This is a genomic window from Streptomyces sp. NPDC020422, from assembly GCF_044386705.1.
In the GTDB taxonomy this organism is placed as follows: domain Bacteria; phylum Actinomycetota; class Actinomycetes; order Streptomycetales; family Streptomycetaceae; genus Streptomyces.
Genome location: NZ_JBIRVJ010000001.1, coordinates 328,093 through 350,566 on the forward strand (window position 1 = coordinate 328,093; position 22,474 = coordinate 350,566).

20 protein-coding genes are annotated in these 22,474 nt (G+C 75.1%); 3 read left to right on the forward strand and 17 right to left on the reverse strand.

Translation table 11 applies throughout. The features are described 5' to 3' along the window. Nucleotides 1-41: 41 nt before the first annotated feature. Entirely contained in the window at nt 42-629 is a 588-nt protein-coding gene (locus ACH414_RS01580) for a hypothetical protein (RefSeq protein ID WP_386561941.1), read from the reverse strand. A 114-nt stretch (nt 630-743) separates the two neighbouring features. Between ACH414_RS01580 and ACH414_RS01585 the strand changes: the two genes are divergently transcribed. Next, a complete protein-coding gene (locus ACH414_RS01585) occupies nt 744-1,274 on the forward strand; it encodes a PadR family transcriptional regulator (RefSeq protein WP_398940537.1) in 531 nt (176 codons plus the stop codon). Between the two features lie 37 nt (nt 1,275-1,311). Here ACH414_RS01585 and ACH414_RS01590 read toward each other — a convergent pair whose 3' ends face one another. From ACH414_RS01590 to ACH414_RS01605, 4 genes are all read right to left on the reverse strand, one after another. Then, on the reverse strand, nt 1,312-1,713 hold the full coding sequence (locus ACH414_RS01590; protein WP_382534356.1) for a heme-binding protein: 402 nt from the start codon (nt 1,711-1,713) through the stop codon (nt 1,312-1,314). A gap of 118 nt (nt 1,714-1,831) precedes the next feature. Next, nucleotides 1,832-3,034 carry an MFS transporter gene (locus ACH414_RS01595; RefSeq protein WP_391768105.1) on the reverse strand — a complete coding sequence of 401 codons (1,203 nt, stop codon included), beginning with the start codon at nt 3,032-3,034 and terminating at the stop codon, nt 1,832-1,834. 150 nt (nt 3,035-3,184) lie between these two features. Then, nucleotides 3,185-4,684 carry an alpha/beta hydrolase gene (locus ACH414_RS01600; RefSeq protein WP_398940538.1) on the reverse strand — a complete coding sequence of 500 codons (1,500 nt, stop codon included), beginning with the start codon at nt 4,682-4,684 and terminating at the stop codon, nt 3,185-3,187. A gap of 228 nt (nt 4,685-4,912) precedes the next feature. Next, nucleotides 4,913-5,833: a hypothetical protein gene (locus tag ACH414_RS01605; protein WP_386561949.1), complete on the reverse strand. Its 921-nt coding sequence runs from the start codon at nt 5,831-5,833 to the stop codon at nt 4,913-4,915. A 152-nt stretch (nt 5,834-5,985) separates the two neighbouring features. Between ACH414_RS01605 and ACH414_RS01610 the strand changes: the two genes are divergently transcribed. After that, complete coding sequence (locus ACH414_RS01610; protein ID WP_382534364.1) at nt 5,986-6,906, forward strand: MerR family transcriptional regulator; 921 nt, start codon at nt 5,986-5,988, stop codon at nt 6,904-6,906. 19 nt (nt 6,907-6,925) lie between these two features. Here ACH414_RS01610 and ACH414_RS01615 read toward each other — a convergent pair whose 3' ends face one another. The 12 genes from ACH414_RS01615 to ACH414_RS01670 form a co-directional block, all read right to left on the reverse strand. Continuing rightward, nucleotides 6,926-7,909 (reverse strand): NADase-type glycan-binding domain-containing protein, encoded by a 984-nt coding sequence (locus ACH414_RS01615; RefSeq protein WP_398940539.1) that lies wholly within the window; start codon nt 7,907-7,909, stop codon nt 6,926-6,928. A gap of 803 nt (nt 7,910-8,712) precedes the next feature. Beyond that, on the reverse strand, nt 8,713-9,294 hold the full coding sequence (locus ACH414_RS01620) for a phage tail protein (RefSeq protein WP_382534368.1): 582 nt from the start codon (nt 9,292-9,294) through the stop codon (nt 8,713-8,715). 8 nt (nt 9,295-9,302) lie between these two features. Next, the gene (locus ACH414_RS01625) at nt 9,303-11,315 is read right to left on the reverse strand and encodes a putative baseplate assembly protein (protein ID WP_398940540.1); all 2,013 of its coding nucleotides are present in this window, start codon (nt 11,313-11,315) and stop codon (nt 9,303-9,305) included. 10 nt (nt 11,316-11,325) lie between these two features. Next, a complete protein-coding gene (locus tag ACH414_RS01630; RefSeq protein ID WP_382534372.1) occupies nt 11,326-11,724 on the reverse strand; it encodes a GPW/gp25 family protein in 399 nt (132 codons plus the stop codon). Nucleotides 11,725-11,751: 27 nt separating this feature from the next. After that, nucleotides 11,752-13,638: a VgrG-related protein gene (locus tag ACH414_RS01635; RefSeq protein ID WP_382534374.1), complete on the reverse strand. Its 1,887-nt coding sequence runs from the start codon at nt 13,636-13,638 to the stop codon at nt 11,752-11,754. Beyond that, complete coding sequence (locus tag ACH414_RS01640; protein WP_382534376.1) at nt 13,635-14,405, reverse strand: LysM peptidoglycan-binding domain-containing protein; 771 nt, start codon at nt 14,403-14,405, stop codon at nt 13,635-13,637. The genes ACH414_RS01635 and ACH414_RS01640 overlap by 4 nt, the downstream gene beginning before the upstream one ends. A 1-nt stretch (nt 14,406) precedes the next feature. Further along, complete coding sequence (locus ACH414_RS01645; RefSeq protein WP_382534378.1) at nt 14,407-14,844, reverse strand: phage tail protein; 438 nt, start codon at nt 14,842-14,844, stop codon at nt 14,407-14,409. A gap of 59 nt (nt 14,845-14,903) precedes the next feature. Beyond that, entirely contained in the window at nt 14,904-17,867 is a 2,964-nt protein-coding gene (locus ACH414_RS01650) for a hypothetical protein (protein WP_398940541.1), read from the reverse strand. A 78-nt stretch (nt 17,868-17,945) separates the two neighbouring features. Beyond that, the gene (locus ACH414_RS01655) at nt 17,946-18,092 is read right to left on the reverse strand and encodes a DUF6760 family protein (protein WP_382534381.1); all 147 of its coding nucleotides are present in this window, start codon (nt 18,090-18,092) and stop codon (nt 17,946-17,948) included. Further along, on the reverse strand, nt 18,089-18,496 hold the full coding sequence (locus ACH414_RS01660) for a hypothetical protein (RefSeq protein ID WP_398940542.1): 408 nt from the start codon (nt 18,494-18,496) through the stop codon (nt 18,089-18,091). Before ACH414_RS01660 ends, ACH414_RS01655 begins: the two co-directional genes overlap by 4 nt. Continuing rightward, entirely contained in the window at nt 18,496-18,939 is a 444-nt protein-coding gene (locus tag ACH414_RS01665; protein WP_382534383.1) for a phage tail protein, read from the reverse strand. The genes ACH414_RS01660 and ACH414_RS01665 overlap by 1 nt, the downstream gene beginning before the upstream one ends. An 84-nt stretch (nt 18,940-19,023) precedes the next feature. After that, nucleotides 19,024-20,604: a phage tail sheath family protein gene (locus ACH414_RS01670; protein WP_382534385.1), complete on the reverse strand. Its 1,581-nt coding sequence runs from the start codon at nt 20,602-20,604 to the stop codon at nt 19,024-19,026. A gap of 233 nt (nt 20,605-20,837) precedes the next feature. Here ACH414_RS01670 and ACH414_RS01675 point away from each other — a divergent pair, with 233 nt between their 5' ends. Continuing rightward, the gene (locus ACH414_RS01675; RefSeq protein WP_398940543.1) at nt 20,838-22,439 is read left to right on the forward strand and encodes a peptidoglycan-binding protein; all 1,602 of its coding nucleotides are present in this window, start codon (nt 20,838-20,840) and stop codon (nt 22,437-22,439) included. Nucleotides 22,440-22,474 lie beyond the last annotated feature (35 nt).

Here is a 22,474-nt window from a genome sequence, read left to right on the forward strand (position 1 = left end):
GGGTCGTTGTGACCCCCTGCCGCCTCCGTGGCGGCCGGGGGTCACTCGGTCGACTCGCCCCGGGCGGCGGCGGCCGCGACGAACCGGGCGCGGGCGACGGCCGGGTAGCGCATCGTGAAGACGATCGGGACGAGGAAGCAGCCGACGGTCAGCAGCGCCCGCGCCGTGCCGTCCTCGGGCCGCGCCTGGCGCAGCCACACCGTGCCCGCGCCGCCGACCGTGAAGGCCGTGGCCCAGACGGCGGTGATGACGCGGTTGACCCTGCGGAACAGCGGGTTGTCCCAGTGCTCGGCGGGCACCGAGGCGCGCGCGATGCCGAGCGTGAACGGGCGGCCCACGGCGAGGGAGCCCCAGGCGACCGCCGCCAGCCACAGCGAGGCGCCCGCCGAGGCGTAGCGCGTCACGAAGGCGGAGTCGGGGGCCGCGAAGGCCGCGGCCGTGCAGCCCGCGAAGTAGACCGCCGCGCTCGCCTCGATCACCAGCGCGTCCCAGGCGCGGCCCGCCCGCCGCTGCCGGACGGTCACCGCGACCGCGAGCACCAGTCCGGTGAGCAGGGCGTAACGGATGTCGAGCGTGCCGGTGAGCGCGCTGACGGCGATCCACGGAAGAAAGCTGAGCAGGTACGTCATGGGAGCCCCCACATTCCTCATGTCCAGGTGGCCACATTCCTGAAGTGACATGTCGAATCTAGAAACTCCTCTCCCGACCTGTCAACTGTGGAATGTCGGGGATAGAGTGATCCCATGAGCCTTCGACACGCACTCCTCGGCCTCCTCGCGGAGGGTCCGGCCAGCGGATACGACCTCCTCGGCACCTTCCGTACGACGCTCTCGCACGTGTGGCCCGCCACCCAGAGCCAGATCTACACGGAGCTGACCAAGCTGGACGCCGCCGGACTCACCCGGGTCGCCGACGAGGGGCCGCGCGGGCGCAAGACGTACGAGATCACCGACGCCGGCCTGGTCGAGCTGCGCCACTGGCTCCTGGAGGTCCCGCCGAGCGGCTCCAAGCGGAACGACAACCTGCTGCGGGTCTTCCTGCTCGGTGCGGTCGCCGCGGACGAGGCCGGCTCCTATCTGCGCCGCGAGGCCGAGAACGCGCGCCGCAAGCACGCCGAGCTGGAGGCCGTGGACCGGGCGACGGACTGGGACGACAGCGGCCTGTCGGTCTACGGCCGGCTGACCCTGGAGTGGGGCAAGCGGATGACGCTGCTGCAGGCCGAGTGGGCCGCCTGGGCGGAGCAGGAGATCGCGAAGGCCCGTCCGCCCCGCTGACGCGGGCCGAACGGGCCGGGGGAGGGGCTGGGCCGGATCAGCCGAGTTCGGCGATCGCCGCCGTGGCGAAGGAGTGGTCCTGCTCGGGGGCCCCGCCGCCGACGCCGATGGCGCCGATCAGGCGCCCGTCACGGTGTACGGGCACGCCGCCGGCGATGAACAGCAGCGGCCGGTCGAGGGCCGTGGGCAGCGAGTGGAACGGGCCGTCGGGCTTGACCAGGTCCACCAGGTCGGCCGTGGGGGCGGCGAGCTGGAGGGCCGTGTAGGCCTTGCGGGTGCTGGTCTCGCCGGAGATCAGCACGGCACGGTCGTCGCGGCGGAAGGCGAGCAGGTGGCCGCCGGCGTCCAGGATGGTGACGCTGACGGTGACCCCGGCGGCCTCGGCGGCACGCTGGGCGGCGGTCAGCAGGATCTCGGCGTCGTGGGTGGTGAGGCTCATGGTGGGGCGTCCTTGCTGTGGTGCTGGGGGATTCGGCGGGGCTGGGGGAATCGGAGGTGCGGGAGGGGTCGGGGGTTGACGGGGGTCTCGGTGGCGCGGGGGAGGGTCCCCGCGGGATTCAGTGGTGTACGGGGATGCGCGCGCCGGCGTCGGTGGTGGCGGCGGCGTCGGCCGCGGGGGTCCTTCGCTCCAGGGCCGCGGACCAGAAGGCGAGGCCGAGGGCGGCGGCGGCGAGGACGGCGCCGACCCAGTTCGGTGCGGTGTAGCCGAAGCCGGAGGCGATGACGAGACCGCCGAGCCAGGCGGCGAGCGCGTTGCCGAGGTTGAAGGCGCCGATGTTGACGGCTGAGGCCAGGGTCGGCGCTCCGTGGGCCTGGTCGAGGACCCGCTTCTGCAGCGGCGGCACCGTGGCGAAGCCGAGTGCGCCGACGAGCAGGACGGCGACCGCGGCCAGGATCTTGTCGTGGGCGGCGACCGTGAACAGCGCCAGCACGAGCGCGAGCCCGCCGAGGGTGACGTACAGCAGGGGCATCAGGGCGCGGTCGGCGAACCGGCCGCCGATCAGGTTGCCGAGGAACATGCCGACGCCGAAGAGCACGAGCAGCCAGGTGACGGCACCGTCGGAGTAGCCGGTGACCTCGGTCATCATCGGCGCGATGTAGGTGATCGCGGCGAAGACGCCGCCGAAGCCGAGCACGGTCATCGCCATCGCGAGCAGCACCTGCGGGTTGCGGAACGCGGTCAGCTCCCGGCGCAGTCGGGCGCCCTCGGGCCGGGGCATGGCGGGGACGAGCCGGGCGATGCCGAGCAGGCCCGCCACGCCGAGCCCGGCGACCAGCGCGAAGGTGACCCGCCAGCCGACCGCCTGCCCGATGAAGGTGCCGAGCGGCACGCCGACGATGTTGGCGACGGTCAGTCCGGTGAACATGGTGGCGATGGCGCCGGCCTTCTTGTCCGGCGCGACGAGATCGGCGGCGACGACGGCACCGATGCCGAAGAACGAGCCGTGCGCGAGCGAGGCGACCACGCGGCCGGCCAGCATCACCCCGAAGCTCGGGGCGAGGGCGGAGAGCAGATTGCCGGCCACGAACAGGCCCATGAGCACCATGAGCATCCGCTTGCGGCTCACCTTGTTCCCGAGCACGGTCAGCAGCGGCGCACCGATGACGACACCGAGCGCGTAGCCGGTGACCAGCAGGCCGGCGGTGGGGATGGAGACACCGTAGTCGGCGGCGATCTCGGGCAGCAGTCCCATGATCACGAACTCGGTCGTGCCGACGCCGAAGGCCCCGATGGCCAAGGCCAGAAGCGCGAGTGGCATGACGAACCTTCCGGAAAGATTGCACAGGGGTTTTACGAGCTATGACAATACTTGCAGGCGCTGGATAATTGCAAGCGGGGGTAATCGTGCTCGATGGGTACCTGCGTGTGCATCCGAAAGGATCGCGGCCACCGGGGCCCGCCCAGTCCCCTACGACTCCAGGTGCCCCAGCACCGAGCGGGCCGCGCGGGTCACGGCGGCACGGGTCTCGGGGGTGTGGTCGAGGGTCTCGAAGCCGTGGTGGGCGAGCGGGGCGTCGATCAGGTCGATCCCTGCGCCGGCCCTCGCCGCGGCGGTGAGGAACTCCTCCACGCCCGTCGCGAACATCTCGTGCTCCAGGCCCGCCCGGATCAGCACGATCGGCGGGCTCGCCTCCGTCACCGCCGCGACCGGCCGGAAACGGGAGTGCACGGCACGCCAGGAGCGCGGCGGAGCGAGGACGGGACAGCTCAGGGCCACGGCCCGAAGCCAGGGCGGCGGCGCCGCCAGCCAGTCCGCCGAGAGCAGGCCGCCGCCCGACAGGAACCACAGGGCGATCCGGTCCCCGTCCACGCGCGGGTCGGCGCGGAGGCACTCCACCGCCTCGGCGAGGTCCCCGGCCGAGACCGGGTAGTCCGCCAGGCCGTGCAGCCGGTGGTCCAGGGTCGCCCCGACCACCCCCAGACCCGCCAGGTACCGGGCATAGCCGAGCAGCGTCGGCGAGTCCCGGGGCGTGGGCCGCTGGTCGGGGGCGACCGGACCGCCGTGCACGAAGAGCACCGCGGGGCGCGGTCCCTCCCCGTCCGGCAGATGCAGGTCGACCCGCCCCTCGCGCACGCGCGCACGCTCCGGGACGTCCAGCAGGAAGGCGCCCGGGTCCGCGGGCCGGGCGTGCTCCGGCGCCGCCACCCGGTGCCCCTCGTCCGCGGCGGCCCGTGACAGCGCCGCCGCGAGCTCGCCGGGCGCGGACAGCATCGGCCAGTGCCCGGTGGCCAGTTCGATGAAGCCCACCCGCGGATCGGCGAGCGCCCGGAACACCGGCGGCCCCGACGCCACGAGCAACTCGACCATCGCGATCCCGGAGCCGTTCGCGGTGCACAGCACCCCGGTCGACGGCCGGTCGAAGGGGCTGCCCGCCAGTCGCAGCGGCTGGGTGAGCGTCCGCGCCGGCTGCGGCGCGGAGAGCCGGTCCAGGCGGGCCAGCGCATCGGCCGGGATCCCCTCGACACTGCCCCACCGCCCCCATCCCTCGCCCGACGGCGGCGCCACGAACCCGTCCCGCTCCACGGTCCCCTCGGGTACGAGCGCGAGCGCCGCGTCCCCGTCCATCGGCAGCCCCGCGTCCAGGTACACCACCCGCGCCACCCGCTCCGGCCGCCGGTCGGCGGCGCCCAGGACGGGGTGGATGCCGTAGTCGTGCCCGACGAGGACCACCTCGGCCGCGTCGGCGCCACCGACGCCGTCGTCGCCGCCCCCGATGCCGTCGATGGCCCGCAGCACGTCCGCGACGTGCGTCTCCAGGTCCGTCTCCGGCCCGCCCGGGGGCCCGTCCACCATGCCCGTCAGGGCCACCGGGAGCGCCTCGGCCCCCGCCGCCCGCAGCCGCTCCGCGACCTCCTGCCACACCCAGCCCCCGGTGAAGGGGCCCGACACCAGTACGAAAACGGTCATCGTTTCGTCTCCTCACGTTCCTCGTGGCCGCGGGAACGGTAGGAACTCCCCTTGGAGGAGGTTCAAGCGGCGAGTCCAAGCGAGGAGTTCAGGCGAGGAGTTCAGGCGAGGAGTCCAAGCGAGGAGTCCAAGCGGCGAGTCCAAGCGGCGAGTCCAAGCGGCGAGTCCAAGCGGCGCGTCCAAGCGGGGAGTTCAGGCGAGGAGTGCGGACCGGGACGACGGCCGGGGCTACATCGTGTAGATCTCGTCCCCGATCTCGTCCCCCTCCTCGAAGCCGAACGCCGCGTGGACGGTCGACATCAGCGCCGCGTGCACGGCCCGGCCGGTGCCGATGATGTGGGCGAAGAGCGTGTCCATCTGCGTCTCGGTTGCCCGGTACCAGTCGTCGAACCCCCTGCGCCGGTTCTCGGGCAGATCCGTGTCGCGCTTCACCGCCCGGGCCACCTGGTCGGTGATGTTCCGGATCAGATCGGCCTTGAGGGCCACGAGGGCGGCGCCGTCGTTCCACTGCGGCGTGCCGCAGGTGGCGAGGGCGGCGCGCACCTGGTCCGAGAAGGCGCTGTACCTGATGGAATTGGGGTCCTGTCCCTGGGCGTTCATCGGCTCGCCCCTCGTCGCCGACCGGTAGTCGCGGTTGTCCCGCAGTGCCGAGGCCTTGTCCGCCGCCTCGCGCAGCAGCTCGCGCTGCGCGGTCGAGTTCCACAGGGACATGTTCTGCCCGTGGGAGAGCGCGGTCTTGTTGACGGAGAGCATCGTGAGCCGCCGGTCGACGCGATCGGCGAGGACCGTGCCGCACTTCTTGGCCAGGTCGTCCAGGGCGTTGAAGATGTGCTCGCCCTGCGCGTGGCCACCGGACGGGGCGCGCTGGACCGCGACCCCGGTGCTCGCCGCGGGGGCGCGCTGAACGGCCGTGCGGTTCTGCGTCCCTTCGGCCTGGCCGTGGCCGCAGCCGGCGCCGTGCTGGTGCCGCTCCTGCGCCCCGGAGTGTCCCCCCTCGCGCAACAGCTGCACGACGGCGGCGTTCCCGGCCGTGGCCTGGAGGGAGAGCAGCCCCTCACGCGGGGTTCCCGGCCCCGACGGGCGACGGCGGTCGGCGGACGTGCGCGCGGCTGCGGCCGGAGCCGTTCGCGCCTTCTCGTGGTCGTGCAAGGGAGGCCTCTTCCTGCGCGGGGTTGCGGTCCCTCCTGCCTACGCGACCGGGCGCCGCCCCAGCCAGAGGCGTGGAGGCACCACGGGCTGCCCGAACGGTCAACGGGCGCGGACGTTAGCCTGGTCGCGCGGCCGGAAGGGAGGTGCGGACGATGTCTCCGGAGGACATGTGGAGCATCGGGGAACTCGCCGAACGGGCGGGCGTCACCGTCAAGACCGTGCGCTTCTACTCCGACCGCGGGCTGCTCCCCGAGGCCGGCCGCAGCGGCGGGGGCCATCGCCGTTACGGACCGCCGGCCCTGGACCGGCTCCGGCTGATCCGCTCCCTGCGCACCCTCGACCTGCCCGTCTCGGACGTCGGCCGGGTGCTCGACCGGGACGACTCCCTCGAGGACGTCGTGGCCGGGCGGCTGCGGGAGGTCGGCGGCCGACTCGTCGCCCTGCGCTGGCAGGAGGCGTCCCTCCGGCTCCTCCAGGACTGCACCCCCGAGGAGCGCGCGGAGCGCCTGCGGCTCCTCGGGGCCCTGTCCGTGCCGCCCGACACGACTCCGCTGGCCCGGTTCTGGCGCCGCACGCTGCCCGTACGCATGCCGGCCCGGCTCGCCGCCGCGGTCGTCGACGCGGCCGTGCCCGAGCCGCCCGAGGAGCCGACCCCGGCCCACGTCCTGGCCTTCGCCCGGCTGCACGCGCTCGTCGCCGAGGTTCCCGCCCCCACCGTCCACCTGGCCGGACTCGACCACCGGCCGGCCGCGCTCTACGAGGGCCTCGGCGAGGCGTACTCCCTCGCGGCCGCGGACGTACGGGACAGCAGGGCGCCGCACGCGGGCGAGGCGCTCGACTGCTTCGTCGCCGCGTACGCCACCGCGCTCGGCGCCCGTGACACCCGGGCCTTCCGGCGCCGCCTCGCCGGACTCATGATCCGCGGCGCCGACCCGCTGATCGCCCGCTACTGGCAGCTGGCCGCCGAGGTGGCCGCCCGCCCCGCGGGCCCGGTCGAACCGAACGCGGGGGCGCTCCACTACTGGCTCTGCGTGGCGCTCAAGACCGGCCCGGGGCTGTCGGCCGGGCGGTAGGGGCCGGCGGGCGGGCGGTTCAGGAGAACGAGCGGCCGAAGAACTCCAGCTCGGCGACGGCCACCTGACGGCTCGGATCCGCCCGCCAAGCCGTGCGCACGACGAGCCGCACGGACACGGCGTCGCGCACCCGCAGCTCGATCTTCTGCGTGCCGCCGTCGTTGATCCGGTGCTGCGAGACGTGCGTCTCGCCCGCCGAGTCGGTGACCACCAGGTCGAACGTCCGAGGAGCGGCCTGGCCGTCCGCCCGGGTCGTGTTCTTCCCGCTGCCCGGCGTGATCAGGACCGCCAGCAGATCCGTCGGCTCGCCGAACAGCGCCTCCAGGTACTGGCCCGCCGAGTCACCCGCGTACCCCGTGCCCCACCAGGTGTTGGAGTAGCCGTCGCCCGCCATCGCGGCGCCCTGCTTCGCGGCGGCGTGGGAGGCCCGCCAGGCGGCGGGGTGGACAGGAGCGCGGTCGGCGAAGTGGTCCTGCACCGCCCGCGCGGCGGGCGGCCCGCCGATGATCCCGCCGACGACCAGGGCCACGACGGCGGCCGTCGCCACGGCCCGCGCGATCAACCGCCCGCGGTCCTTCGCGAGCCGGGGACGCTGCCCGGCATACGGGCCTTCGGCCACGGTCGCCGGCCGCTCGACGAGCGGCGTCGCGCAGAGGCGGCAGAAGTGCCGGCCGGGGGAGTTGGCGGTCCCGCAGGCGGGACACGGCGTACCCCCCTGCACGGCCACGGGCACCTCGGCCGCCCGCACCGTCGGCCGCGGCGCGTCCGGCAGCGCGGGCAGCACGGGGGCCGGCGCGGAGGGACCGCTGTCGGGGACGGGGACGAGGAGCGCACGGACGACGGTGTCGGAGGGTCCGTCGGCGGCGCGGGGGGAGACGGGGGAAGGACCGGAGCGGGGACCCGGAGCAGGACCGTCGGCACCGGCCCCGGCCCCGGCCCCGGAGCCGGCACCGGCCCCCGAGCCCAGGGCCGAGCGCGAGCCCGAGCCGTAACCGGCCCCCATGGCCGAGCCGGTACCGGATCCGGGCCGCGAACCCGACTCCGAGGCTGAACCGGTACCGGATGCGGGCTGCGAACCAGGCTCCGAGCCGGAGCCGGAGCCGGAGCCGGAGCCGGAGCCCGAGGCCGAGCCCGAGGCCGAGCCGGTCATGGCACCCGAGGCCGAGGCCGAGCCCGAGCCCGAGCCCGAGCCCGAGGCCGCACCCGCGGCCGAACCGGAACCGGAGCGCGAACCAGACTCCGGCCCCGAGCCCCAACCCGGGCCGGAACCGGCACCCGAGGCCGACCCGGGACCGGACCCAGCCCGCGTACCGGACCCCGAGCCCGAGCCGGCCCCGGATCCCGAGGCCGCATCGGCACCCGAGCCCAGCCCTGGCCCTGACCCAGACTCGGACTCCGACTCGGACTCCGACCCGGACCCCGATTGGGACCCCGACCCCCACCCCGTCCCGCTTCCGGACGCGTTCGTGGAGCCGGACTCGGATCCGGATCCGGCTCCGGCCCCGCCCCCGGCCCCCGCGCGGGCCCCATCCGGGCGACCACCCCCGGCCGCCCCATCGCTCCCCACCGCCGGCAGCGGTTCCGTGACGGCCTCGGAGGCCGGGCCGCTCGTGGGCGCCGGGGAAGCGGGTGTCGTCGCCGGAGGGGCTGCGGCCGCGGGGCCGACCGCGTCCTCCTCGGGGCCGTCCGACGGGCCCCGGGTCGCCGGGGTGTCCCAGCGGAGGAACGCGCCGCAGGCGTCGCAGAAGGACTGGTCCGCGGCACGGACCGGGCGGGCGCAGTCCGGGCAGGGGCGGGGGGTGTCGCTCATGGGGTGGGGGCTCCTTCGGGTGCGGATGACGGGGTCACCGACGTGGTGAACGGGAGATGGGCCGGGCGCGCCGCCGCCACGACCTCGCGCAGCCGGTACGGGTCCACGGCGCTCGGGTCGGCGACCCTGAGGGTGACGTGGAGCCCGGCTTCGGGCGTGCCGGGGAACGGGCCGAGGGGCCGGACCGACCAGTGCGCGCCGCCGCTCTCGACGACCTCCGGCGCGGTGCCGAAGGCGAGCCGTACCGCCGCCACGAGGCCGCGCCGGGTGCCGCGCACCCGGTGGAGCGCGACGGCCGCGGCGACCGCGCGGCGGCGCGTCGGGAGCGGCTCCGAGCCGTCGAGTTCGGCGCCGACCCAGGTCGCCAGGTAGTCGACGAAGTCGGCGGGGGCCAGCGCCGGCGAGAAGTACGCCTCCAGCGAGTCCAGGACGTTGAAGAGCGGCGCGAGGACCACGTCGAGGCCCGATACGAACCGGCGGCCGAAGTCGTCCTCCGCGTACACGGCGGGCAGCGCCTCGCCCAGCGGGTACGGCGTCGCCAGACCCGGCACCGTACCCCGGGCGGAACCGCTCGTCACGGGCGCGTTCACCGGGCCTCGATCACACGCACGTGGTGGTCGAACGGGAACAGCAGCGCGGACGGCGCCAGCTCGATCCGGTCCGTCGCCTCGCCCCTGCGCCCGGTCAGCGGGTCGGCCGGGTGGAGCAGCACCTCGTCGACGAGCTCCACGCCCGGCACCCGCTGGAGCGCCGCGAAGATCTCCCCGGCCCGCAGCGGGCGCCCGAACGGCCACCCCTCGCCGTGCACCCCGCCGGTCAGCGGGTCCAGATACGCGTAGAGCGCGTCCAGCGCGTCGGCCCGCACCTTCTCGGCCTTCACGGCCCGGAAGGCGTGCAGCGTCGCCACCACCGTCGCCCCCTGGTAGAACGGCGGCCCGACCGCGAGCCGGGTGCCCAACGGGCGCCGCTCGTCCAGGAAGTCCGTCACCCGGGACAGCAACTCCTCACCCGGAACGAGCTGTTCGAACCGCAGCCGGCCGCCCCGGTCGGGCACCGCCTGCGGCACCACGAGCACCCGCACCGCGTTGTCCCCGGCCTGCGCCGCGTCCGCCGCGAGGCACGCGATCCGCGCGGCCTCGGGCGCGGCCCGCCGCGCCAGCTCCTCGTAGTCGCGGGCGGTCACCGCACGCTCCTGGGCGCGCAGCGCGATCGGCGCGCGCCGACGGGCCTCCTCGACGGTCTCGCCGTCCACCCCGCCGCGCGCCGCCTCGCGGTTCTCGACGCGGGCGATGTACGGGATGGAGCTGCGCAGCACGCTGATCGCGGAGCGGGCCACGTTCCCGGCCCGGCCGCCCCCGGTGCCGTACCGCACCGCGCGGATCGCCGCGCCCTTCGGCGGCACGGCTCCGAACTGCCGCAACGTGCCGTCCGGTTGGCGCACGCTCGGGCCGAAGGCGATCTCGCCGGTCGTCGCGTCGAGGGTGACGTGCCGGTCGCGCGGGCGCGAGTTCGCGAAGTCCGGGACGACGGCCCACTCCCGCCATCCCGCCCCGTCCGCGTCCCCGGAGCCGCCCTGGCCGGCTTCCTCGCGCTCGTCCTCCGCCACCCACTCCGCCACCTGGAGCAGCAGCGGCGGGCGGTGGACGACCGGTGCGTGGCTCAGCCGCAGCCGCTGCCCCGGCACACCCTCCGAGACGCCCAGCGACTCGTCCCGCACCGTCTCGGCGTGGGCCGCCCGCACCGTACCGCCGATGGTGAAGGCGCTCGCCGCGCGGACCGTCGGCGACTCGCTGTACGCGGGCTGGCCCTCCGCCGACGGCACGACCCGGCAGCGCACCCAGCCGGCCTCGTGCCGGCCGAGGCGGGAGACGGCGTGCCCGTACGGGACGTGCAGCACCACCTCGCCCGGCCGGTTGAGGCCGCCCGTGGTGTCCTCGTCGACCTCGCAGCCGACCCAGCCGTCGGTCGCCGTCCACGCCTCCCACACCAGCGGGGGCATCCGCGGGTCCACGCCCACGCCGTCCACCCGGCTGTCCAGGCCGAGCACCAGGACACAGCCGGGGACGGCCGCGGACAGGCCGAACAGCAGCAGGTCGCCGACGGCGGGCAGCGGGGTGAAGGCCGGCACGTCGGAGCCGCCGGCGAGGTCCTGCGTCCGGTCCTCCGGCGCGGCGCCTGCCGGCTGGCGCAGGAAGCGGTCCAGCTCGCAGGGGACCACGGTCAGGTCGTCGGTGGTGGCGAAGACGACCGCCTCCTCCGTCTCCGTACGCCCGGTCGACACCTCCGTGCCGGCGGGCAGCAGCACCGGCTCGGGCTGCGGGGCCGAGAGCCGGAAGGTGACGTCGGCGTGGGCCGCGGCCGGCGGGAAGAGGGTGATGCCGAGGAGGTCGAGGAAGGCCAGGTGGTTCTTCTCCGGGACCCGGTTGAGGCGGTAGACCAGCTGGTCGGCCATGTGCGCGACGGCCTCGACGAGCGTGACGCCGGGGTCCGAGACGTTGTGGTCCGTCCACTCGGGACACGCCTGCTGGATGTAGCGCTTGGCGTCGTCGACGAACTGCTGGAAGCGCCGGTCGTCGAGATGGGGTGCGGGCAGGGCCATGGCGGCTCTTTCAGTCCTCGGAGGGGATGACGTAGAAGGGGAAGACGAGATTGCGCGGGTTGTTGGTGCCGCGCACCCGGTAGCGGACGTCGATGTGCAGCGTGGCGGGGTCCCCGGGGGCCGGGGTCACCGTGACCTCCTCCACCTCGATGCGCGGCTCCCAGCGCTCCAGCGAGGTCAGCACCTCGTACCGGATCCGCCCCGTCGTCGCGTCGTTCACCGGCGCGAAGACCAACTCGTGGACCGCGCAGCCGAACTCGGGCCGCATCGGACGCTCGCCCGGCGCCGTCGCAAGCACCAGGCGCATCGACTCCTCGATCTCCCGGTCGCGCCGGACCAGGGCGATCGAGCCGCTCGGGCCGGTGCGCAGCGGGAAGGCCCAGCCCGCGCCGACGAAACGCTCACTCATGAGAACCTCTCTCCGCTCCCGGCCGCGTCACAGCGGGGAGGCCGCGACGACCGGGTTGGGCATCGGGACGGTGTACGTGATGAGGGCGGGCGCGTTGAGGACGGCCTGGGGCGCCGAGGCCTTGAACCGCGTCACCGCCTTGATGTCGACCCCGGCGCCCGCGCCGATCCCGATCCCGGCGACGGCGCCGAGATCGATGCCGGCGCCGGCGCGCAGCTCGATCCCGGCACCCGCGTCGAGGCTGATCCGGCCCGTCGCGGAGAGCGTGAGATCCGCCCCCGACTCCACCGTCACGCCCCGGCCGCCGCTGATCGTGACCGTGCCGTCGCTGTCCACGGTCAGCGTCGTCCGGGCCTCGTTCAGCTCGATGCTGAGCTTCCCCTGCGCGGTGCGCAGCCGGATGCCGTGCGAGGCGCGCGTCCCGCCGCCGCCCTCCTCCCGCAGCTCCAGGGTGTGCCCGGTGCGGGAGGTCAGGGCGCGCCACTGCACCCGCCCGCTGGTCGGGTCGACCGGCGGCACCCGGTCGGTGGCCTCGGTGGGCCGGTCGACGCCGTTGTACAGCCCCGCCAGGACGTACGGATGCTCCAGCGAGCCGCGGTCGAAGGCACACAGCACCTCGTCGTCGACCTCCGGCAGCAGCAGGCCGCCGCCGCCGCGCCCGCCCAGCTGGGCGACCCGGCACCAGTCGCTCTCGTACGTCGCCGACAGCCACGGGAAACGCACCCGGACCCGGCCGAGCGACAGCGGATCCTTGGTGTTGGTGACCAGCGCGACCGCCACTCCCGGCATCGGCGGCGCCGGTTCGCCGCCGCCCGAAGCGGTCCCGTACAGCGAGCGGAACTGGCGGCCCGACACCGTCAGCCAGGACGTGAACTGCCGCCCGGAGGCGAAGACATGACGCACCCCGGTCGCCGTGTACCGCCCCTCGAAGGGGAAGCCCGCGCCCTTCACCGCCACCGGTTGCCCCGGCTTCAGCTCCGGGTTGCCGGTCACCGCGACCTCCACCTCCGCGAACGAGCCGGTGACGTCGTCGGCGAGCGCGCGGGCCGCCTGGCCGACCTCCGACTGTGTGGTGAACGGGCGGTCCGCGAGGGTGAGTTCGGCCTCGCCGAACGGCGCAGCCAGCTGGGCGGGAGTGATGTCGGAGACGATCTCCGTGCTGCTCACGGCGGGCGTGGGGGAGGACAGCGCCTGCTTGGTGCGCGGATCCCAGCCGCGCACGTCGACCCGGCCGACCTGGCCCGCGGCCGTCACCGACACCCTGCTGTGCAGCGTGTTGTGCCCGAAGTCCAGGACGTACGGGCTCTGCGCGGCCGGCGTCGTGTCCGCCGGCGCCGACGCGGCCGGCGGCAGCGCGGCGAAGGTCAGCCGGCCCGCCGGGTCGACCGACAGCCGGACGTCGTTCGCCTGGGCGAGCCGGGACAGGAAGTCCCAGTCGGTGATGTTCGGCTGCGTCGCCAGCTCGTACACGGTGGGCGTCGCGTCGACCCGCCCCAGCGGGACCCGGTTCAGCGCCGCGACCTTGCGCACGATGTCGGAGGCCGTCATGTTCGGATAGCCCTCGACCCGGCGGTTGCGCAGCAGCCGGTGCCCGGGGTCGTAGCCGCGCACGATCAGATAGCGCCCGAGCGTCGGCGCCGCGTCCGTCTCCAGGGCCGTGACCTCGCCGGTCAGCATCGGCGCGCCGAGCCGCCCGTCGGTGAACGGGGACAGCACCGCCATCGCCCCCACCTTCAGGAAGGGGAACTTCTCCGTCAGCGTGCCGTCCTTGTCGCTGAAGGTCAGCTGGAAGGCGGAGGGCACGTTGACGCTCGCGTCCACCCAGCCCTCGGTGAGCCGCACGGCGAGCGCGTCGGGGAGTGTCACCCCGTCCAGCTGCACGTGCAGGACGGTGGTGAAGGTCTTCTCGCTCATGCGGCGCCCTCGGTCGGCGATGGGAGAGGGGATGCGGGGACCCGCGTCGGCAGCTCGGCGGCGGACGGCAGCAGCAGCTCCGTGCCGGGGCTCAGCCGCATCGGGTCGTCGATGCCGTTGGCCTCGGCGATCACCCGCCAGCGGGTCGCGTCGCCGTACTCCCGCCAGGCCAGTGAGGCCAGCGAGTCCCCGGCGACGGTGCGGTGCACCCGGCGCGCGGACAGCGCGCCGGACGTCGGGTTCTGCTTCTTGGTCTCCGAGGCGACCTCGGTCAGGGACAGCGCGCAGGTGGCGCGGATCGGCACGCCGCTCGGGCTGAACAGGGTGTACGTCGCCGACACGTTCGTCACGTACGCCACGAACTGCACCGTCGAGAACGACCCCCACGAGAACCGCACCCACGGCGGGCTCGGCGCCTTGGAGTCGACGCTCTGCGCCGTCACCTCACAGCACGACAGGAGCAGCTCGACCTGGTTCTGCACCGCCGTCGAACTCGGCGTCCCCGAGGCGTCGAGGAACACCTCCAGCTCCAGCGAGGCGGGCCTGCTGCCGGTGAACTTCGGCGGCGCGCCACGGGTGTACGCCACCGCGGGCTCGGTGTGCCAGTCCGCCGACCGGCTCAGCCGCAGCTGATCGGGGTTGAACTGGAAACGCACCTCGCCGATGGCGCCGCCCATCGCCCCGCCCAGGTCCGTCGGCGGCTGGTGGATCGACAACGAGGCCCGCGAGAGACCGCGCGCCGCCTTGCCGCCCGAGGGCGCGGCCATCTCAGGCCCCTCCCGCGTCGGTGAACCCGTGGTGCGCGATCTCCAGGGTCTCCGTCGCCACGGACGGGTTCCCCGGATCCAGACTCGGCCCCGTCCACCGCACCGGCAGCACCTCCACCAGACCCCACTGGGCCACCACCGACTTGTCCGCCCGCAGCGCCGCGATCTGTGCCGTGGGCCGGGTGATGCCCGTGGCCAGCGAGGAGATCCAGGCGGCGACCCGGGCGGTGTCGGGGGTCAGGGGGCGGGTGAGACGGATGGTGGAGAACGTGACACGGGTGGGCAACTGCCACACGAAGCCGTTGTTCCCGCCTTCGTGGCGCTGCTCCACCTCGACCTCGGAGGCGAGACCGTCACAGCCGTTGAACAGACCGAGGTCCTGACCGTCGATGGTGAGCCTGAAGAAGATGGTGGAGGCGGGGTCCTGGGGCTGGGGCATGGGAGTTCTCTCGGACTCGGTGGGGAGGATGGACGACGGCGGACAGGGACGGCGCTCGCTCAGCGCCCGTGATCACGCAAGCGCCCCACCCGCTCCCGATCGGCCCGCAGCTCGGCCCGCAGCAGCCGCGACAGCGGCGTGACGAGCCGCCGGGCCAACTCGTCGAGCTGCGCGGGCGATTCGGCCCCGGACGCCGGCGCGCCGACCCGCGGAGCGGCGGGCGCGGCCGGGACGGCCGGGGCGGCGGCGGTGCGCTGGAGGTGCCGGGGGGCGGGCGCGGCCGCCGGGACCGGCGCGGCCGGGGCCGGCGCGGCCGGGGCCGGGGCCGGGGTCGGGGTCGGGGTCGGCTGGACCGTCACCGGCGGCCGGGGCGGGGGCACGGGCTGCGGGGTACGGGAAGCAGGCGGGGGTACGACCGCGGGCACGGCGGGCACGGCGGGCACGGCCGGCACGGAGGCACGCTGGACGGCTGGCGAGGTGGGTGCGACGGCGCGCTGAACCGCGGGCCCGGCGGGACCGGCAGACGCGGTGGGCGCGGTGGGTGCGGCGGCGCGCGAGGCGAGGGGCCGCGCGGTGGCCAACGGCAGACCGGCCGGCCGCGACAGCGGGGCGCGCGGCACCGCGATGCGCTGGACGGGGAGGTCGGCGCGGGGCTCGCGGACGGCGGGCGCGGGCGCGGGGGCGGGCTGGGGCACGGGTTCGGGTTCGGGTACGGGGGTGGGCTCGGGCGCCGGGGGCGTGTCGGGCGGTGTCGGGGCCGGCGTACGCACCTCGGGCGCGGGAACGATCGGCGCACCGATCGGCGATCGCCGGGGCTTCGCTTCGGCCGGGCGCACGGGTACGTCCGGTACGGCGCGCTGGATCGGCTCCCCAAGTCCCCTGCGGACGGGGGCGGTCGGTCCCGCCGTGCTCCAGTCCGCCCCCGGCGCGCGCCGGGAGCGGCGCACGGCGGGTCGCGAAGGGGCGGCCGGTTGCGCGGTGGAGACCCCGGGCCCGTCGAGGGGAGACGGGCCCGGGGCAGCGGGGGGCCGCGCCGCGGAGGAGGAGCTGGGTGCGCGGACGATGCCGGTCTCGGTGGCCGCGGAGGAGACCGGCGCGGCGGCGGTGTCGGTGGGCGCGGCGGGTGCGCTGGGGCCAGGTCCGCTGGTCGGCGCCTTCGGCGCGGCCGGGGCCTCGGTCACGGGGGCCGGCGCGGTCGTTCGGGTCTCCGGGGCAGGGGCGACGACCGGCGTCAGGAGCCGCCGAGGTGCCGTGTCACCGGTGGCACGGGCGGCGGTGAGCAGCGAGCCGTGCGCCGGACGGACGGGCGCGGGAGCCGTCGCTCGCTGGACGGGCGGTGTGGAGTCACCGTATCCAGCGGGCCGCAGGGGGTGCGCGGCCCGCTGGACGGTGGGGGCGCTCGGGGCGGGGGAGGGACCCGCCACCGACGCGCCCCGGTCTGGCGGCACGGCAGGACCGGCGGTACCGGCCACGACCGTGCGGCCCGCTGCCCCGGCGGGGGCAGGGGCGGTCCCGGCGGTCTGCCGCACGGGCGCGGCGGCAGCGGGGCGGCTGGGCGCCGCCGCAGCCGTCTCCACCGGCCCCGCGGGGGAGGCGAGTTCCTGCTGCGGCCGCTCTACGGCGGCCGGGATGCCGGCGGCGGGGGCGCCCGGGGTGCGCCGGGTGGACGCCGGGTTCGTGGGCGCCTGTGCGCGCTGGACGGGCGCCGAGGCGCCAGGGGTCGCAGGCACGGCCCTGATGGGTGTGTGTTCCGTGCGCGCGCTCCGGGTGGTGGCCGAGTCACCGCTGCCGGGGTTCGCGGCCCCGAGGGGCACGTGGTTCGTCGGTGCGCCGGGGGCGGTGGTGCCCGAGGTGCGTTGCGTACCGGTGGGCGTCGGCTGGGTGCCTTCGCCCGCGGCCGGGATCCGGGTACCGGGGTTCGCGGCCCCGACGGGCACGTGCTTCGTCGGGGCGCCGGGGGCGGTGGTGCCGAAGGCCCGTTCCGTACCGGTGGGCGTCGGCTGCGGGGGCGTCCGGGTGCCTTCGACGGCGGCCGGGGCGCCGGTGCTCGGTTCCGCGGCCCCGAGGGGTGCGTGGTTCGTCGGGGCGCCGGGGGTGGCGGTGCCCGAGGTGCGTTCCGTACCGGTGGGTGTCGGTCGGGAGGGCGTCCGGGTGCCTTCGACGGCGGCCTGGGTGGCGACGCCGGGGTTCGCGGCCCCGACGGGCGAGTGCTTCGTCGGAGCGTCCGGGATGACGGTGCCCGAGGCGGTCTCGCGGCGGGCGGGTGCCGGCCGAGGAGGCGTCTGGGCGCCTGCGCCCGGGGTGGCGACGCCGGGGTTCGTACCCCCGACGGGCGCGCGCTTCGCCGGAGCCTTGGGGCTCCCGGTGCCCGAGGTGCGCTCCCGGCCGGCGGGCCTCGGCTGAGCAGGGGTCGACTCGGCGCGCTGGACGGGCGTCGAGGCGTCACCGCTGGGGTTCACGACCCCGACGGGCGCGCTTCCGGTCGGGCTCGCTGTCGCCCGGGTCCGCTCGACGGCCGTCGCCACGGGAGCCGTCGGGGACTCCGCCGCCTGCCCGACCGGCCTCGGGAGCGCCGCTCCCGCAGCGGCTGCCCGGGCCGTCGGGCCGGGTGTCCCGCCGACCTGCGGTGCGGCCGCCCGCGGCAGCCCGGAGGCAGGCGCCGGCTCCGTACCGGTGTCCGGCAGCACCGTCCCGTCCGGCCCCGCCGCCACCGGCAGCCGCATGGCGGGAAGGGGCGTCCCCGAGGGGCGGTCCGGGAGGACCCGGACCGCGTCCAGGAGCAGACCGCCCGGTGCGGACACGACGCTGCCGTGCCCCAGGGCGCGCTGGAACGACGGGTCCGAGTGGGTCGCCAGGGAGGCGGCGAAGGACGGGTCGGCGACCGGGCGGGCCGGGGGAAGGGCGCGCTGGAGGGGCGGGAGGGCCGCCCACGCGTCTCCCGGGCCGGGCTGCGACGGGGTCGGTGCGGAGGCCCCCGACGTGTCGCCGCCCGCCCCGCGGCGCGCCTTCCACCTGCCGAACATTCCCATTCCCTTCCGTCTCCTGTCCTGTCCTGTGCTGCCCTGCCCTGTCCGTCCCGTCCCGCCCCGGCCCGCCAGGGCCTACGCCCGCTCCACCAGCGCCGCCGCCCGCTCGACGTACCGCCGTCGGTCCCCGTGTTCGAGGTCCAGGACGCTGTCGAGGGACCAGTGGAAGTGGTAGGCGAGGTACGCGGTCTCCTCCTCGAGGCGGTCGGCCGCGTACGTCACGATTCCCCCAGGCGGCTCCCGGCCAGCTCGACCTCGAAGGACTCCGCGCAGTGCGGGCAGGCCACGGCCGCCCGGGTGTGGCCCTCCGCGTTGATCTGGCGGTAGAAGTCCTGGAGGAACGCCAGGTCGGAGGCGAACATGTTCTCCACCGTCCCGTCGTGGACCGCCGGCAGCGTGCCGAGCCGGGTGAGGACCCGGCCCAGCAGGACGACCGACAGGTACGCGGGGTTCTCCCGTACCCGTACGTCGCGCAGCGGGACGAGCTCGTCCCGGGCCGTCGCGAGGCGCATCGCACCGCGGCGGTGGACGGTGCCGGACTCGTCGACGTAACCGCGCGGCAGCTCGAACTCGAAATCCGTGCGCAGCGGCTCCCGCTGCGCCTCGGAGGGGCCTTCGCGTCGCATCACTCGATGACCAGCTCTTCGAACACGATGGTCACGGTCTCGGTCAGCGCCGCCGCGTCGCCCGCCTTGACGCCGCTGGTGTCGACCTTGCTGCACCAGGCGGCGCGCAGGTTGTACCGCTTCACCGGGTTGTTCTGGTAGTCCATCATCATGATCGTCGCGTTCTTGCGCGCCGATCCCATGTCGCCGGCGATGGACTGGTTGATCCACTCGTTGAAGGTGGCGCTCTGCGTCATGCCACGCACGACCGTGCACTGACCGGCCTTCTTCACGCCGGGCATCTTCTTCACGACGGGCTTCCCGTCAGCCGAGACCTGCTGGTACTCGATGACGTCCTGCTCCATCGACAGACCGCTGACCTCCTGGAGGTACTCGACCATGACGCCGTCGATCTGGAGGCCGAAATTGTGGGTGGTGAGGGCGTCACCGGGCTGCAGGGACACGAGGGGTCACTCCTTGGTTCTCTTGATTGCGTCAGGGGGAGAGGCGGGGCCGGGGGAAGGGGGGCGGCGAGGAGGCCGTCCTCCCTACTCCTCCAGCTCGCCCCCGCCGCCCTGGAACTGCGCCAGCCGGAAGACCACGAACTCCGCCGGCTTCACCGGCGCGATGCCGATCTCGCACACCACCCGGCCGAGGTCCACGGACTCCGCCGGGTTGGTCTCCTCGTCGCACTTCACGTAGAACGCGTCCTCGGGCCGCTGCCCGAAGAGCGCACCCGAGCGCCACTCGTTGACCAGGAACGCCGAGATGTTGCGGCGGATACGGGCCCACAGGGCCTGGTCGTTGGGCTCGAAGACGACCCACTGGGTGCCGATGAGGATCGACTCTTCGAGGTAGTTGAAGTAGCGGCGCACGTTGAGGTAGCGCCACGCGGGGTCGGAGGCCAGGGTGCGGGCGCCCCACACGCGGATGCCGCGGCCGGGGAAGGCCCGGATGCAGTTGACGCCGACGGGGTTGAGCAGGTCCTGCTCGCCGCGGGTGATCTGGAGCTCCAGGTCGACGGCGCCGCGGACGACCTCGTTGGCCGGGGCCTTGTGCACCCCGCGCTCCGAGTCGTTGCGGGCCCACACGCCGGCCATGTGGCCCGACGGCGGGACGGTGCGGGTCTGGCCGGTGGCCGGGTCGAAGGCCTTGATCCACGGGTAGTAGAGGGCCGCGTAGCGCGAGTCGTAACCGGCGGTCTCCTGCCGCCACTTGCGGATGTCGCGGGCGTTCATGGCGGGCGGCGGGTCGAGCAGCGCCATCCGGTCGCCCATCAGCTCGCAGTGGGCGATGAGGCCGAGCTGGACGGCCTTGACCTGCTCCAGGTCGACGAGGCCCTGCTGGTAGGCGGCCATCAGGTCCGGCACGGCCACCATGGTGATCTCGTCGAAGGCCTCCAGGCCGCCGAAGCCGGTGCGGTCCGCCGAGTCGCCGATGAACTGCCCCGACTCCAGGGACTGCGCCTGGCCGGAGCGGGCCGCGGGAACGGCCGCGACGGCCGCGGTGGGCGGGGCGAGCGTCACGGACTGCGCGTCCGGCCGGGCGAGCGCGGCGCCCGCCGCCTCCTCGACCACGATCGTCTTGGACCGCTGCCTGACCTGCGTGACGACGAAGTTGCGGGCGCTCTTCTTGGCGCTCACGTCGAAGCTCTCGACGGCCTTCTCGCCGTCCTTGACGACCAGCTTGAAGCGCTCGTCGTCGCCCTCGGCCTCCTGCACCTCGACGGTGAGCGTGCCGTCCGCGCCGGAGCCGGCGGCGATCGCGGCGACCCGGAAGGCGCCCAGCGCGACGGCCGTGCCGGGCAGCAGCTCCTTGGGGGCCTCCGTACCGCCGCTCGCACCGGTGCCCGCGCCGGGGGCGTCGCCGCCGCCGACCCGGACGACGTACGCGGCGGTGCCGCCGTTGTTGAAGAAGCCGTAGACGGAGTGCGCGAGGTAGTACCCGTCCGTGAAGTCGCCGAAGGACGCCACGTACTGGGACCAGTTGGTCACCAGCGTCGGCTCGTTCAGCGGCCCGGTCGGCGCGAGGCCGACGAACGCGGCGACGGAGGTGCCGACACCCTCGATGGGGCGGGAGCCGCTGGCGACTTCCTCGACGTAGACGCCGGGGGAGAGGTAGGTGGGCATGGGTGCGTGCGCTCCTCGGAGGGTACGGAGGACTGGACAGGGGCGGTGACGCTTCCGAGCCTCTCCCGGCCCGGCACCCCGGCGCGTGGTCGAACGGGCGGCGCCGAGGGCAGCGATCGCTGCCTCCGCGGACACCCGGTCGGGCAGGCCGTACGGAAGGGCAGCGCGGCCTGCCCCCGCCCGGGGACCTTCGGACAGGCCGGACCCGCCGGCCCGCCCGTAGCGTGCCGCCCATGACCATCTGGACCTCTCTGGACCCGGCCGCCGTCGCCGTGGAACCCGGTTCCCGGGCCACCGCCCGGCTGCGGGTGCGGAACACCGGCGACACCGTCGAGGAGTACCGCCTTTCCCTCGTCGGCAGGCCCGCGGGCTGGGGCCGCGTCGAACCCGATGTGCTGCGCCTCTACCCGGGCGCGGAGGGGACCGCGGAGATCTCGTTCGCCCCGCCGCGCAGCCCGGACGCCGAGGCCGGGCCCGCCGCGTACGGCGTGCGGGTCGAGCCGCGGGAGAACACCGCCGTCCGCGACGTCGTCGAGGGGCAGCTCACCATCGCGCCCTTCACGGAGGTGCGGGCCGAACTCCTGCCGCCCGCCCTGACCGGCCGGTTCCGCGGCCGCGCCAGGGCGGCCGTCGACAACCTCGGCAACACGCCGGTCACCGCCTCCCTGGTGGCCCGCGACGAGACCGACAGCCTCGACTTCGACCTGGCGCCGAACGCCGTGCGCATCGACCCCGGCCGCGCCGCTTTCGCCGAGCTGACGCTGCGCCCGCGGGACATCCGGTGGACCGGCGGCGAGCAGTCCCACCGCTTCACCCTCGCGCTGCGCAGGTCGGGCGACGACACCGGGCAGGACCTGGAGGGCAGTTACGTCCAGCGGCCCGTGTTCGGGGCCTGGCTGATGTCGGTCGGCGGGCTGCTCACCGCCGCCGTGATCGCCTTCGCGGTCCTCTGGTTCGGCTTCTCGCCGAAGATCGGCAGCTCGGCCAAGGAGCTGCTCGCCTCGGGCGCTCCGAACCCCGTCCAGCAGGGCGACGGGAAGAACCTCCCGCCGGCCCCGCCGCCGCCTCCGGGCAGCGGGGAGTCCGCGGGCACGGGCCCCGGCGGCGCGCCGCCGCCGGCGGACGGCGGCGACCCCGACACCGGCGCCCCGCCCCCGGTCGACGGCAGCGGCGGCGGTGGCGGCGGCACCGGAGGCAGCGGTGGTGGCGGTGGCGGCGACCAGGGCGGCGGCTCCGTCCAGCAGCCGCGTACGACGACGGCACCCGCCAAGACCGGGCCGCCCTGGGGCACCGGCTACCAGCGGCACACCGTGGTGGAGTTCGCCCAGGAGCGGCTCATCGCCCTCGACAACTCCTGCAGCCCCCGCGGCAGCATCAGCCGCGGCGTGATCGACGCGCCGACCCGCGCCGCGCTCGTCTGCTACCAGCACGCCGTCGACAACAGCGGCAAGAACCCCACCAGGATCCTCGACACCGAGAAGGAGGGCATGCTGGGCCCGGCCACCCTCACCTCGCTGTGGATGCAGGGGGTCACGCCCGACATGGTGAAGAAGGGCGGCACCAGCTGGGAGACCACCCGTCTCATGGCCGCCTTCTACTGGGCGATGAACGGGACGTTCGACGCCCATGACATGGACGTCGCCCGGACCAACGCCGGCCTCGGCATCGACTACTTCCGCAACCCCTCCGTACCCGGCCCGGCCACCCGGTACGACGACAACGTCACCGCGCACATCCGCGACTACCAGGCGGCCATGGGCCTCCCGGTCACCGGCACCGCCGACTGGGCCACCATCCGCACCATGCTCGGCGGCGGCGTCGTCTGGCGCGGCTGACAGACCGAGGAGGCCCGCCCGTTCCCCCGCCGGCG